This window comes from Stenotrophomonas bentonitica (assembly GCF_013185915.1).
GTDB classification, from domain to species: Bacteria; Pseudomonadota; Gammaproteobacteria; order Xanthomonadales; family Xanthomonadaceae; genus Stenotrophomonas; species Stenotrophomonas bentonitica.
This window is the reverse complement of record NZ_JAAZUH010000003.1, coordinates 156,101-170,290: the sequence shown is the minus strand read 5'-3', so window position 1 is coordinate 170,290 and position 14,190 is coordinate 156,101. Positions and strand designations below refer to the sequence as shown.

Genomic DNA, 14,190 nt, shown 5'->3' with positions numbered 1-14,190 from the left:
CGTTGGCGTCGCTTTGCCCAAAACCAGTCCAACCAGGAGTCGCATCGATGAATCGGATTTATCGCAAGGTCTGGAACAAAGCACTGGGGCAGATGGTGGTTGCCTCCGAATTGGCCAGCAGCCAGACCCCGGGCGTGGTGATCGACCAGCGACGGTCTACCGACGCGCGTGGCGCCTCGGTGTTGTCGGCCGCCATTGCGTTGACGCTTGGACTCGGCATGAGTGGGGCGATATCCGATGCGCGTGCGCAGTCGGTGGAAGTGGGCGGCAACGCGAACTGCGTGGTGCTCAACAGCAACGTGATCGACAGCTGCGTGGTCGACGGCAACGCCACGGCGTCCGGCACCAATGCGGTGGCGATCGGCAGCAACAGCACGGCCTCGGCCGCCAACAGCGTGGCGCTCGGCGCCGGCTCGCGCGCGGCACGCGCCAACACGGTGTCGGTCGGTGACGCCGGCAAGGAACGCCAGGTCACCAACGTCGCCGCCGGCACCGCCGCGACCGACGCGGTGAACAAGGCACAGCTGGACACGGTGGCCGCCACCGCTGCCAGCGCGACCCGCTATTTCAAGGCTGACGGTGCAGGCAACAACAGCGACGCGGCGCGTATCGACGGTGACGGCGCGCTCGCCGCCGGTGCCGATGCCAACGCCGATGGCGACGGCGCCACCGCACTCGGCAACAGCAGCCAGGCACTGGCCAATGCGACCACGGCGGTCGGCAGCGGTGCAGTCGCTGCAGGCCTGGGCGGCAGCGCCTTCGGCCAGGGCAGCCTGGCCATTGGCGATGCCACCGTCGCCGCCGGGCAGAACGCGATGGCGTTCGGCCTCGGCGATGTCGCACTCGGTGCATCCGCGTTTGCCGCCAGCGAAAACGGCGCCGCCACCGCGATCGGTGGCCTGGCCGAAGCCAGCGCCGACGGTGCCACCGCAGTGGGCGGTGGCGCACTGGCCATCGGCGCAGGCAGCACCTCGCTCGGCCGCGGTGCCGGCAGCGGCGGCGAAGCCTCGATTGCGGTAGGTGCGTTCAGCACCGCCGTGGCCGACTTCAGCGCAGCGCTGGGCTCCAACTCCGCCGCGGTGGCCGTGGGCAGCGTCGCATTGGGCGCAGGCTCGTTTGCGGACCGCGTCGACACCGTGTCGGTCGGCAACAACAACGGGCTCGAACGCCAGATCACCCATGTCGCCGCCGGCACCGAAGCCAGCGATGCGGTGAACAAGGCGCAGCTCGACGAAGTAGGCGACGTGGCCGCCACCACCGCGAAGTACGTGCAGGTCACCGGCAGCGCCGACAGCGATGCCGGCGCCTTTGCCGATGGCGACAACGCCACCGCCGTGGGCGAAGCCACCAATGCACTCGGCAACGGCACCACCGCGCTTGGCAGCGGCGCTACCGCCGTTGCGCAGGACGCCACCGCTGTCGGCTACAACGCACTGGCCAGCGGCCAGAACAGCGCTGCGTTCGGTACCAACGCGCAGGCCAATGGCCCGGGCAGCGTGGCCGTGGGCGGCACTGCGGTGGACGAAGACGGCAACCCGCTGATCACCAACGGCGGCGTGCCGGTCGATACCGGTGCCACCAGCGCCGGTGTAGGTGGCACCGCAGTGGGCGCCAGCGCCGAAGCGTCCGGCTTCGCCGCGTCCTCCTACGGCGTCGGCGCGTATGCGGCCGGCGCACAGTCGTCCGCATTCGGTGCGGTCGCGAATGCGACGGGCGATTACGCCACGGCAGTCGGTACCCAGAGCGTGGCCGCCGGCACCAGCAGCACCGCCATCGGCGGTCCGGCCGACCTGATCCCGGGGCTGGGCTTCTTCGTGCAGACCCAGGCCAGCGGCGAAGCCGCCACGGCGGTCGGCGCCGGCGCGATTGCCAGCGGCGACTACGCGGTGGCCAACGGCACGCTGAGCGAAGCCTCCGGCACCGAAGCCACGGCGCTCGGCTACTTCGCCTATGCACCGGGCGACGGCGCGTCCGCGCTCGGCGCGGAAAGCTGGGCCAGCGGCGAGCTGAGCACGGCGGTCGGCTTCTACAGCACCGCGCGCGGTGCCAACAGCGTGGCCCTCGGCGCGAATTCCACTGCGGTGCGCGACAACACCGTGTCGGTCGGCGATGTCGGCAGCGAACGCCAGGTCACCAACGTGGCCGCCGGTACCGAAGACACCGATGCGGTGAACAAGGCGCAACTGGACAGCGTGGCCGCCACCGCCGATGAAACCGCCAAGCGCTTCAAGGCCAATCCCTCGCAGGACAGCGACGTGGGTGCATTCGCCGACGGCGACGGCGCCCTGGCGGCCGGCGAAGCCAGCAACGCGTTCGGCGCCGGTGCCACCGCCGTTGGCAATGGCGCGTCCGCACTCGGCGATGACAGCGTGGCGGTCGGCCGCAACGTCGCCGCCACCGGCGCAGGCAGTGTCGCCATCGGCGGCCTCGGCCAGGCGTACGACCAGTACAACCAGCCCATCGTTGACGGCGACGGCAATGCCGTGACCGTCGGCACCACCGCCGCGCAGGACGCGGTTGCGGTCGGTGCCGGTGCGCAGGCCACCGGCGCGCAGAGCAATGCGTTCGGCAACGGTGCACAGGCGCTGGGCGACAACAGCCTGGCCCAAGGCTACAAGTCGCGCGCAACCGGCGACTACAGCACCGCACAGGGCGACAACGCTTTTGCCAGCGGCGTGGAAAGCACCGCCACCGGTGCGTACGCGTGGGCCACCGCTGAAAGCGCCACCGCGTTCGGCGCCAGCGCCTGGGCCACCGACGCCAATGCCACCGCGGTGGGCTACGCGGCCTGGGCCGACGGCGCAGGTGCCACCTCCGTGGGCTACAACAGCTGGGCGCGCGGCAGCAGTTCCACCGCAGTCGGCCGCGGTGCCTTTGGCTACGGCGACAACAGCGTCGCGGTCGGCTACCAGGCGTTGGGCAACAGCATCAACACCATCGCCATCGGCACGAATGTCGTGGCCGGTGGTGAAAGCGCCATCGGCATCGGTGCCGGCAGCAATGCCAGTGCGTCCAACGCGGTCGCGCTGGGTGCGGGGTCTACTGCAGATCGTGCGTACACCGTCTCGGTCGGCAACGACGACCAGCAGCGCCAGATCACCCAGGTTGCCGCCGGTACCGAAGGCACCGACGCGGTCAACGTGGACCAGCTGACCGCCGCGACTGACAAGTTCCAGGCCACCGGTGACGGCGTGGCCGTGGCCGGCGGCGCGGAAAGCGTGGCGGCCGGTTCGAATGCCGCCACCGATGGCGACTACGCCACGGCGGTGGGCTCCAGCAGCTTCGCCAGCGGCAGCGGCGCGTCGGCGGTCGGCAGCGGCGCCTTCGCCCTCGAGACCAATGCCACGGCGGTCGGTTTCAACGCGTTGGCGACCACGGCCAATTCAACCGCGAACGGCGCCAACGCGCAGGCCACCGCCGAGTACGCCACCGCCAGCGGTGCCGAAAGCCTGGCCTCCGGTGAGCAGAGCACCGCCAGCGGTGCGGCCAGCGTCGCCTCCGGCGCCGGCAGCCTGGCCGGCGGCGCACTCTCCGAAGCGGCCGGTGAGGAATCGGTCGCGCTCGGTTACTACAGCTCCGCCAGCGGTTCCGGCGCCACTGCAGTCGGTGCCGAAAGCGTGGTGAGCGGTACCTTGTCGGCCGGTTACGGCTTCGCCTCCGAAGCCACCGCTGGCTACACCACCGCCATTGGTGGCTACGCGGCGGCGACGGCGTTCAACGCCACTGCGCTGGGCAGCTTCGCGCAGGCCACCGGCTCGAACAGTGTCGCGCTCGGCGGCGACGCCGTTGCCAGCGGTGCCTACAGCACCGCGACCGGCCAGGGCAGCCTGGCCAGCGGCACCAACAGCGTGGCCGTCGGTGGCGCGCTGTTCGGCCTGCTGCCGACCGAAGCCTCCGGCAACTACTCCACCGCCGTGGGTGGTGGTGCATGGTCGTCGGGCTTGAACAGCACCGCGCTGGGTAACGCCGCGACGTCCGAAGGCGAGAACAGCGTGGCGCTCGGTGCGGACTCGATTGCCGACCGCGACGACAGCGTGTCGGTCGGCAGTGCCGGCAGCGAACGCCAGGTCACCAACGTGGCCGCCGGTACCGAAGGCACCGACGCGGTCAACCTCGACCAGCTCAACGCGGTGGCCGACACGGCCGCCACCACCAGCAAGTACTTCCAGGCCAGCGGCAGCGATGCCAGCGACGCCGGCGCGTTCGTCGACGGCGACGATGCGCTGGCCGCCGGTGAAGCCAGCAACGCCATCGGCAACGGCGCCACCGCGCTGGGCGCCGGCAGCACCGTGGTCGCCAACGAAGCCACCGCGGTCGGCTTCAATGCCACTGCCACCGCCGACAATGCGGTGGCGCTGGGCAGCAATGCCGCCAGTAGCGGCGCGGGTGCAGTTGCAGTGGGTGACCTGAGCAATGCCAGCGGCAACGCCTCGGTCGCCATCGGCGGCGGCGCGCTGTCGCAGGGCTTTGGTGGTGTGGCGATCGGTGCCGGGTCCGAAGCCAGCGGCCTGGCCGCGACGGCGGTCGGTTACGGCGCGTGGGCGCTGGGCCGCGAGACCACCGCGATCGGCAACTTCGCCACCGCTGACGGCTGGGCCGCCAGTGCGTTCGGTGCAGGTGCCACCGCCGGTTTCTTCGGCACCGCCATCGGTACCTACAGCCAGGCCTCTGAAGTCGCCACCGCGGTCGGCCAGGGCACCTTCGCCGACATCGCCGGTGCGGCGTTCGGCGTGCAGGCGCGCGCTGGCACCTACGGCGTAGCACTGGGCAACAACGCGGCGACCGCCGATTCCGGTGTAGCAGTGGGCTTCAACGCGCTGGCCGGCGCCGATGCCAACAGCGCCAGCCAGGGCGTGCAGACCACGGCGGTCGGCAGCGAAGCCTGGGCCACCGAAGACGGTGCCACCGTGGTCGGTTACAACAGCTACGCGCAGGCGGTGAACTCGAGCGTGCTCGGCAGCAACACCTGGACCACCAAGGACGCCGAAAACAGCGTCGCGCTCGGTGCCGGCACGCTGGCCGATCGTGCCAACTCGGTATCGGTCGGTGCCGCCGAAGCGTGGACCGATGCCGCCGGCGTCGTGCATGACGCCATCGACCGCCAGATCACCAATGTCGGTGCAGGTACCGAAGACACCGACGCGGTCAACCTGGCGCAGTTGAAGGAAGTGGCAGCGGTGGCTGAAACCACCAGCAAGTACTTCCAGGCCAGCGGCAGTGACGACAGCGACGCCGGTGCCTTCGTCGACGGCGACAACGCGCTCGCCGCCGGTGAGGCTTCCAACGCAATCGGCAACGGTGCCAGTGCACTCGGCAGTGGCGCCAACGCCTTGGCCAACAACGCCACCGCGGTGGGCTTCAACGCGCTGGCCACGGCCGAAGGCGCCGCAGCGCTGGGCAGCGAGGCCCAGGCGACCGGCGAGAACAGCGTCGCGGTCGGCAACGGTGCCGCCGCCAGCGAGATCGGTGCCAGCGCCATCGGTGCCGGTGCGCAGGCCTCGGGTGCGTACAGCAGCGCCAGTGGCAGCGAAGCGGTAGCGTCGGGCCAGCAGGCCACCGCGAATGGCTTCCGTTCCACTGCATCCGAAGCCGGTGCCTCGGCGTTCGGCAGCTACAGCGAAGCCACCGGCCAGCTCTCGTCGGCACTGGGCTACGGTGCCATCGCCTCGGGTGCCAGCGCGGTTGCAGTCGGCGAGTTCAGCGAAGCCACCGGCGATGAAAGTGTCGCCATCGGCGGCAGCACCTTCTCCGGCTTCATTCCGGCGCGTGCGTCGGGCACCGGTGCAGCGGCCTTCGGTGCCGGTGCCTGGGCCACCGATGACTACACCACCGCGATCGGCTGGAACTCGTGGGCCGACGCCGCCAGTGCCACCGCACTGGGCGAAAGCGCCACCGCTACCGGCGTGAACAGCGTGGCGCTGGGTGCCGGTTCCAGTGCGGACCGCGACAACAGCGTCTCGGTCGGCACCGCCACCTCGCAGCGCCAGATCACCAACGTTGCCGCCGGTACCGAAGGCACCGACGCGGTCAACCTCGACCAGCTCAATGAAGTGGCCGACACCGCCGAGGAAACCAACCGCTATTTCAAGGCCTCCGGCAGCGGCAACGGCGATGACGTGGGCAGCTACGTCGATGGCGCCTACGCCACCGCCGCCGGTGAAGCGTCCAACGCGTTCGGCACCGGCGCTTCGGCCTACGGCAGCGGTTCGCTGGCGTCCGGCCGCTATGCATCGGCGTCGGGTTACAACGCGTCGGCCACGGCCGATTCGGCCACGGCGGTCGGTGGTGCGCTGTACTACGAAGATGCCAACGGAAACGTGCTGCTGGACAAGGCGACCAGCGCCAGCGGTACCGGCGCCACCGCGCTCGGTGCCGGTGCGCAGGCGGACGGGGCGTTCAGCACCGCCAGCGGTGCCGGTTCCACAGCGGCGGGTGTGCAGTCGTCCGCATTCGGCTACAGCGCCGAAGCGGGCAGCGACTACAGCACCGCCGTCGGCGCCTTCAGCGCGGCCAGCGGCGTGCGCACCACGGCCGTGGGCTACGGTGCAGAAGCCACAGGCGATTACGCCTCTGCGTTCGGCTGGGGCAGCACCGCCTCCGGTGCTTACAGCATCGCCATCGGCAACAGCGCACAGGCCAGCGGCGCCAACAGCTTCGCCAGTGGCGCCAGTGCCTGGGCCACCGCTGCGCAGACCACCGCGGTCGGCCAGCTGGCGTGGGCCACCTCGGCCGGCTCCACCGCGCTCGGCCAGGACAGCTACGCCTACAGCGGCATCAACGCCACCGCACTGGGCAAGAGCGCCTGGGCCAACGGCACCGGCAGCGTTGCGCTGGGCGCAGGCTCGCGTGCGACCGAAGCCAACGTGGTCTCGGTCGGTGGCGGCAACGGCACCACCGGTCCGGCCACCCGCCGCATCACCAATGTCGGCGCGGCGGTCAATGCCACCGATGCGGTGAACAAGGCGCAGCTGGACAGCGTCGCGGCCAACGCCGATGCCGTGGGGCAGCGCTTCAAGGCCAGCGGCACCGGCGTCGCCACCGCCAGCGGCACCGATGCGCTGGCAGCGGGCTCGGCGGCTACCGCCAGCGGTACCCGCAGCAGCGCGCTGGGTACCGCCGCTACCGCGTCGGCTACCGGCGCCACCGCGGTCGGTGCCGATGCCACGGCCAGCGGTACCAACAGCACCGTGCTCGGCCGCCTGTCCTCCACCAACGCCACCAACGCGGTGGCGATCGGTAACGGCGCGTTCGTCAGCAACGGCGCCGGTGGCGTCGCACTCGGTGCCGGCGCCGCCGCCTCCGGGGCGAACTCGCTGGCGCTGGGTGCGGGCTCGCGTGCCACCGAAGCCAACGTGGTCTCGGTCGGTGGCGGCAACGGTACCGATTCGCCGGCCACCCGCCGCATCGTCAATGTCGCGGCCGGTCGTGTCGCCGCCGGCAGCACCGACGCGGTCACCGGTGGCCAGCTCAACACCACCAACCAGCGCGTGGGCGCGGTGGAAACCCGGGTCGGCGATATCGACGACCGCATCGGGTCGGTGGAGAACGCCACCGTCAACGCGCTGAGCTACGACGACAGCAGCCGCGGCACGCTGACCCTGGCGGGGATCGACGGCACCACCGTGGACAACGTCGCCAACGGGTCCATCGCCAGCAGCAGCCGCCAGGCCATCAACGGCGGGCAGCTGTTCCAGGCGCTGACCGACACCGCCAGCTTCCTCGGCGGCGGCGCCAGCGTCGGCATGCAGGGCGTGTTCGTGGCGCCGAACTACGTGATCCAGGGCAGCACCTACAACAACGTAGGCGATGCACTGGGCGCGCTCGACGCCAAGGTCAGCGACCTCGACCAGCGCATCGCCGGTGGCGGCAGCAACGCGGCGCGTGCGCGCACCGCGTCGGTGTCCACCGCCAGCGTGGCGGCTGCCCCCGAAGCAGCCGACACGGCGGCAACCACCGCCACCACCGCGGCCAGCGCAGACACGGCCCGCGTCGCCAGTGCGGATGCGCCGGTGGTGCAGGGCGCGCCGACCGCGGCCAGCTACGGCAGCTCGCAGCCGGTCGCGGCTGCATTGCCGGTCACCTCGGTGGCCATGGGCGAAGGCGCCGTCGCCAGAGGCGCTTCGGCAACCGCGATCGGGCAGGGGGCCAGCGCCACCGCCGCCAACTCGGTGGCGCTGGGCCAGGGCTCGGTCGCCGACCGTGCCGACACGGTCTCGGTGGGTGCGGTGGGGGCCGAACGCCAGGTCACCAACGTCGCCGCCGGCAGCGCCGCCACCGACGCGGTCAACAAGGGCCAGCTGGATGGCGGGGTGGCCTCGGCCAACAGCTATACCGACCAGCGGTACAGCGCAATGGCGGACACCTTCGACATCTACAAGGGCGAGATCGACGAACGCCTGCGTCACCAGGACCGTCGCATCGACCGCCAGGGTGCGATGAACGCGGCCATGCTCAACATGGCCACCAGCGCCGCCGGCATCCGCACGCAGAACCGGGTCGGTGTCGGCGTCGGCTTCCAGAGCGGCGAGTCGGCGTTGTCGCTGGGTTATCAGCGCGCCATCAGTGACCGCGCCACCGTCACTTTGGGCGGTGCGTTCAGCAGTGATGACAGCTCGGTAGGCGTGGGTGCGGGCTTCGGCTGGTAACCACGAATGCAATGCAAGGCCTGAGGGGGCGGGTCACGGGAACCCCGGCCAGGGCCGGCCGGGGGTGACCGATGGAGTGTTGGCCTGAACAGTCGTTTGATCCATGACCTTGAAGAGGATTTCAACGTGACCAAGAAGCAGAACCTTCGCATCAACGTGCTTGCAGCCGCCGTGCTGTCGCTGTCCGTGGGCGCCAGCGCCTATGCTGCCGGCCTGCCGGTCAAGGAGCCGGCGCGCCAGGCCAGCACCGCCCAGCAGAATTCCGAACGCATCATCGTCAAGTACCGCACCGGTACCGCCGCCGCGGCCGACCGTTCGGCCAAGCTGGCCGCGGTGACCTCGGCGGTGTCGCGCGCCAGCGTGGGTGGCACCGCCTCGCGCAGCGCCGCGGCCAGCCCGCAGCTGCTGCGCCGGCTCGGCACCGGTGCGGACGTGATCCGCCTGCAGGGCAAGCTCAGCCAGGCCGACCTGCAGAAAGTGCTGAAGGAAATCCAGTCCGACCCGTCGGTCCAGTACGCCGCAGTCGACGTCAAGCTGCAGCGCGCCGACCTGCCGGCCAAGGAAACCAAGCAGCTGATCCCGAACGATCAGTACTACGCGCAGTACCAGTGGCACCTGCACAGCGCCACCGGCGGCGTGAACGCTCCGGCGGCATGGGACGTGGCGCAGGGTGAAGGCGTAGTGGTCGCCGTGCTCGACACCGGCATCCTGCCGCAGCACCCGGACTTTGCCGCCGGCACCCTGCTGGAAGGCTATGACTTCATCAGCGACGCGGAAACCTCGCGCCGTCCCACCGATGAACGCGTCCCGGGTGCGCTGGATTACGGCGACTGGGTCGAGAACGACAACGAGTGCTACGCCGGCTCGCTGGCCGAAGACAGCTCGTGGCACGGCACGCATGTCTCCGGCACGGTCGCCGAAGCGACCAACAACACGATCGGCATGGCTGGCCTGGCGTACAAGGCCAAGGTGCTGCCGGTGCGCGTGCTCGGCAAGTGCGGTGGCTACCTGTCCGACATCGCCGACGCGATCACCTGGGCCTCCGGTGGCACCGTTGTCGGCGTTCCGGCCAACCCGAACCCGGCCGAAGTGATCAACATGAGCCTGGGCGGCGGCGGTGCATGCGACCCGGCCTACCAGGATGCGATCAACGGCGCGGTGTCGCGCGGCACCACCGTGGTGGTGGCGGCCGGCAACCAGGCTTCCAACGCCTCCGGCTATCGCCCGGCCAGCTGCGCCAACGTGATCTCGGTCGGCGCCACCCGCATCACCGGCGGCATTGCCTCCTACTCCAACTTCGGCGCAGTGGTGGACCTGTCCGGTCCGGGCGGCGGTGGCGGCGTGGACGGCAACCCGGGCGGCTACGTCTGGCAGGCCGGCTACAACGGCCTGACCACCCCGACCTCCGGTGCCTACAGCTACATGGGCATGGGCGGCACCTCGATGGCCTCGCCGCACGTGGCCGCCGTGGCCGCACTGGTGCAGGGCGCGCTGGCCTCGGCCGGCAAGGACCCGCTGACCCCGGCCCAGCTGGAAACGCTGCTCAAGCAGAGTGCGCGTACCTTCCCGGTGACCATCCCGGCCGCGACCCCGATCGGCAGCGGCATCGTCGACGCCAAGGCCGCGCTCGACAAGGCCCTGGAAGAGCCGTGCACGGTCGACTGCGCGCCGGATGCGACGCCGCTGACCAACCGCGTTGCGGTCACCGGCCTGAGCGGTGCCGGCGGCAGCGAAACGCTGTACAGCTTCGAGGCCGCGGCCGGCAAGACGGTGAGCTTCCTCACCTACGGTGGCAGCGGCAACGTCTCGCTGTATGTCAGCGCCGGCGAAGAGCCGTCCGCGACGGACTTCGACGCCAAGTCGGCGCGCCCGGGCAACAGCGAAACCGTGCGCTTCACCGCACCGGTGGCGGGCACGTACTACATCAAGCTGGTCGGCGAATCGGCCTTCAGTGGCGTGAGCATCCAGGCCGTCCAGTAACGGCCCGGTAGTGCCTGCGGGAGCCCGTCCTGTGACGGGCTCCCGTTTTTGTGTCGGCCACCACCGCATGTGGCCCTGCGGCGAACTGGTAAAGTCGGCAGGTCGCCAGGAGAGCTTTCGTGAATGCGGTAACCCACGATCTTGCTGAAGAGTCGTCCACCGATGCGGAAGCCCGCATCGTGGCGCTGTTGCTGCGCAATGGGCGGCTGAAAGAAGCCGACCTGGCCCGCGCCCGCCCGCTGCAGCGCGAGTCCGGCGGCAGCCTGCTGCCGCTGCTGGTGCGGCTGGGCCTGGTGTCCGAACGCGACCATGCCCAGGCCTGTGCCGAGGTGCTGGCGCTGCCGCTGCTGGAAGGCAAGGCGGTGCCCGAAGCGCCCCCCGAATCCCTGCTCGACGCGCTGCCGCTGTCGCTGCGCTTCCTCAAACAATTCCACGCCTGTCCGCTGGCCCTGCACGACGGCGTGCTCGACCTGTGGCTGAGCGATCCGCAGGAGCCCTACACCGCCGACGCGGTGCAGCTGGCGATGGCGGTGCCGGTGCGCCTGCACGTGGGGCTGCGTTCGGAGATCGACGACGTCATCGAGCGCTGGTTCGGCCAGGGCCGCAGCGCGATGGGCGCGATCATCGAAACCGCAGACGGCGAAGGCAGCGCGGTCGACGACATCGAACACCTGCGCGACCTCGCCTCCGAAGCCCCGGTGATCCGCCTGGTCAACCTGGTGATCCAGCGTGCGGTCGAACTGCGCGCCTCGGACATCCACATCGAACCGTTCGAAAACCGCTTGAAGGTGCGCTACCGCGTCGATGGCGTGCTGATCGAAGGCGAAAGCCCGCCGGCCAATCTCACCGCTGCGGTGATCAGCCGCATCAAGATCATGGCGCGGCTGAACATCGCCGAGCGCCGCCTGCCGCAGGACGGCCGCATCATGCTGCGCGTGCAGGGCAAGGAACTGGACCTGCGCGTGAGCACCGTGCCGACCGCGCATGGCGAAAGCGTGGTGATGCGCCTGCTCGACCGCGACACCGTGGTGTTCGACTTCCACCGGCTCGGTTTCACCGACGCGTTCCTGCCGCAGTTCCGCAAGGTGCTCGACCAGCCGCACGGCATCCTGCTGGTCACCGGGCCCACCGGTTCGGGCAAGACCACCACGCTGTACACCGCGCTGAGCCAGCTCAACACCGCCGACGTCAAGATCATCACCGTCGAGGACCCGGTCGAGTACCAGATCGAAGGCATCAACCAGATCCAGGCCAAGCCGCAGATCGGGCTGGATTTCGCCAGCGCATTGCGCAGCATCGTGCGCCAGGACCCGGACATCATCATGATCGGCGAAATGCGCGACCTGGAAACCGCGCGCATCGCGATCCAGTCGGCGCTGACCGGCCACCTGGTGCTGTCCACCCTGCACACCAACAATGCCGCCGGTGGCATCACCCGCCTGCTCGACATGGGCGTGGAAGACTACCTGCTGACCTCCACCATCAACGGCATCCTGGCCCAGCGCCTGGTGCGCCGGCTGGAGCCGCAGCACGCGCTGCGCTACCCGGCCTCGCCGGAGGAGATCGAGAAGTTCGACCTGCGCCGCCTGCAGCCGGAAGGCGAGATCTTCCTGTACCGCGCGCAGCCCTCGGCGCTGGCGCCCACCGGTTACCTCGGGCGCACCACCATCATGGAATTCCTGGTGATGAACGACGAGCTGCGCCGCGCGGTGATGCGTCGCGCCGGCATGGGCGAAGTGGAGCAGATCGCGCGCGCCGCCGGCATGCGCACCATGTACGAAGACGGCCTGGCCAAGGCGCTGCAGGGCTACACCACCATCGAGGAAGTGCTGCGCGTGACGGAGGAAAGCTGAGCATGCCGCAGTACCGCTACAAGGCCCTCAACGCGCACGGTGAGCTGTTCGACGGCCAGATGGACGCCGCCAGCGAAGCCGATGTCGCCGCGAAGCTGCAGGACCAGGGGCATCTTCCGATGGAAGCGCGCCTGGCCGGCGAAGGCGGGGCGGGCAGTACCTCGTGGACCGCGCTGCTGCGGCGCAAGCCGTTCGACGGCGCCGCGCTGGTCCAGTTCACCCAGCAGCTGGCGACCCTGCTCGGCGCCGGACAGCCGCTGGACCGCGCGCTCAGCATCCTGCTGGAACTGCCCGAAGACGAACGCAGCCGCCGGGTCATCACCGACATCCGCGACGTGGTGCGCGGCGGTGCTGCGCTGTCCACCGCGCTGGAACGCCAGCACGGATTGTTCTCGCGGCTGTACATCAACATGGTGCGCGCCGGCGAAGCCGGTGGCAGCCTGCACGACACCCTGCAGCGGCTGGCCGACTACCTGGAGCGCAGCCAGGAACTGAAGGGCCGCGTGATCAACGCGCTGATCTACCCGGCGATCCTGCTGGCGGTGGTTGGCGGCGCGCTGCTGTTCCTGCTCGGTTACGTGGTGCCGCAGTTCGCGCTGATGTACGAAAGCCTGGACGTGGCGCTGCCGTGGTTCACCCAGTGGGTGCTCAACGCCGGGCTGGTGGTGCGCGAAGGTTGGCTGGCGATGATCGTGGTGCCGGCGCTGGCGCTGCTGGTGGTCGAGCGCAAACTGCGCCAGCCCGCCGCGCGGCTGGCGCTGGATGGCTGGCTGTTGCAACGCCGCGGCATCGGCGGGCTGATCGCCAAGCTGGAAACCGCGCGCCTGGCACGCACCCTGGGCACGCTGCTGCGCAATGGCGTGCCGCTGCTGTCGGGCCTGGGCATCGCGCGCAACGTGCTGGGCAACCGCGCGCTGGCCGCCGATGTCGATGTCGCCAGCGACGAAGTCAAGAACGGCAACGGCCTGTCCGCCGCGCTCGCGCGTGGCAAGCGCTTCCCGCGGCTGGCGCTGCAGATGATCCAGGTGGGCGAGGAATCAGGCGCGCTGGATGTCATGCTGCTCAAGACCGCCGACACCTTCGAACAGGAAACCGCACGCGCCATCGACCGCCTGCTGTCGGCGCTGGTGCCGGTGATCACCCTGGTGCTGGCCTCGGTGGTCGGCCTGGTGATCGTCGCCGTGCTGGTGCCGTTGTACGACCTCACCAATGCCATAGGCTGAAGGAGCTTCCATGATCCACCGTCGCACCCGTTCGCAATTCGCCTCGCCGCGCAACCAGTCGGGCATGAGCCTGCTGGAAATCATCATCGTCATCGTGCTGATCGGCGCGGTGCTGACCCTGGTCGGCAGCCGCGTGCTTGGCGGTGCCGATCGCGGCAAGGCCAACATCGCCAAGTCGCAGGTACAGACCATGGCCGGCAAGATCGAGAACTACCAGCTCGACACCGGCAAGCTGCCGGCCAAGCTCGACGACCTGGTCACCCAGCCCGGTGGCAGCAGCGGCTGGCTGGGCCCGTACGCCAAGCCGGCCGAACTCAACGACCCGTGGGGCAATGCGCTGGAATACCGCGCACCCGGCGAAGGCCAGCCGTTCGACCTGATCAGCCTGGGCAAGGACGGCAAGGTTGGTGGCAGCAGCTACGACGCGGACATCAAGTACGAGTAATCAGGCTTGGCATCGTCCGCAGCACCGTGCAGCACCCGGCTGTG

At 70.0% G+C, this 14,190-nt stretch carries 5 protein-coding genes; all 5 read left to right on the top strand.

Annotated features, from left to right (window positions below; translation table 11 throughout):
- Positions 1-47: 47 nt before the first annotated feature.
- The 5 genes from HGB51_RS16690 to gspG all read left to right on the top strand — a co-directional run bounded on the left by HGB51_RS16690 (position 48) and on the right by gspG (position 14,146).
- On the top strand, positions 48-8,645 hold the full coding sequence (locus HGB51_RS16690) for an ESPR-type extended signal peptide-containing protein (RefSeq protein WP_070207681.1): 8,598 nt from the start codon (positions 48-50) through the stop codon (positions 8,643-8,645).
- Positions 8,646-8,771: 126 nt separating this feature from the next.
- A complete protein-coding gene (locus HGB51_RS16685; protein WP_171966901.1) occupies positions 8,772-10,625 on the top strand; it encodes a S8 family serine peptidase in 1,854 nt (617 codons plus the stop codon).
- Between the two features lie 119 nt (positions 10,626-10,744).
- Positions 10,745-12,478: a type II secretion system ATPase GspE gene (gene gspE, locus HGB51_RS16680; protein ID WP_070207745.1), complete on the top strand. Its 1,734-nt coding sequence runs from the start codon at positions 10,745-10,747 to the stop codon at positions 12,476-12,478.
- A 2-nt stretch (positions 12,479-12,480) separates the two neighbouring features.
- Entirely contained in the window at positions 12,481-13,701 is a 1,221-nt protein-coding gene (gene xpsF / locus HGB51_RS16675) for a type II secretion system protein XpsF (RefSeq protein WP_070207746.1), read from the top strand.
- Positions 13,702-13,711: 10 nt separating this feature from the next.
- On the top strand, positions 13,712-14,146 hold the full coding sequence (gene gspG, locus HGB51_RS16670) for a type II secretion system major pseudopilin GspG (RefSeq protein WP_070207747.1): 435 nt from the start codon (positions 13,712-13,714) through the stop codon (positions 14,144-14,146).
- Positions 14,147-14,190 lie beyond the last annotated feature (44 nt).

Coding starts and splice junctions, on each gene's coding strand:
- gspG (WP_070207747.1), top strand. CDS start 13,712: ATGATCCACCGTCGCACCCGTTCGCAATTCGCCTCGCCGCGCAACCAG.
- xpsF (WP_070207746.1), top strand. CDS start 12,481: ATGCCGCAGTACCGCTACAAGGCCCTCAACGCGCACGGTGAGCTGTTC.
- HGB51_RS16690 (WP_070207681.1), top strand. CDS start 48: ATGAATCGGATTTATCGCAAGGTCTGGAACAAAGCACTGGGGCAGATG.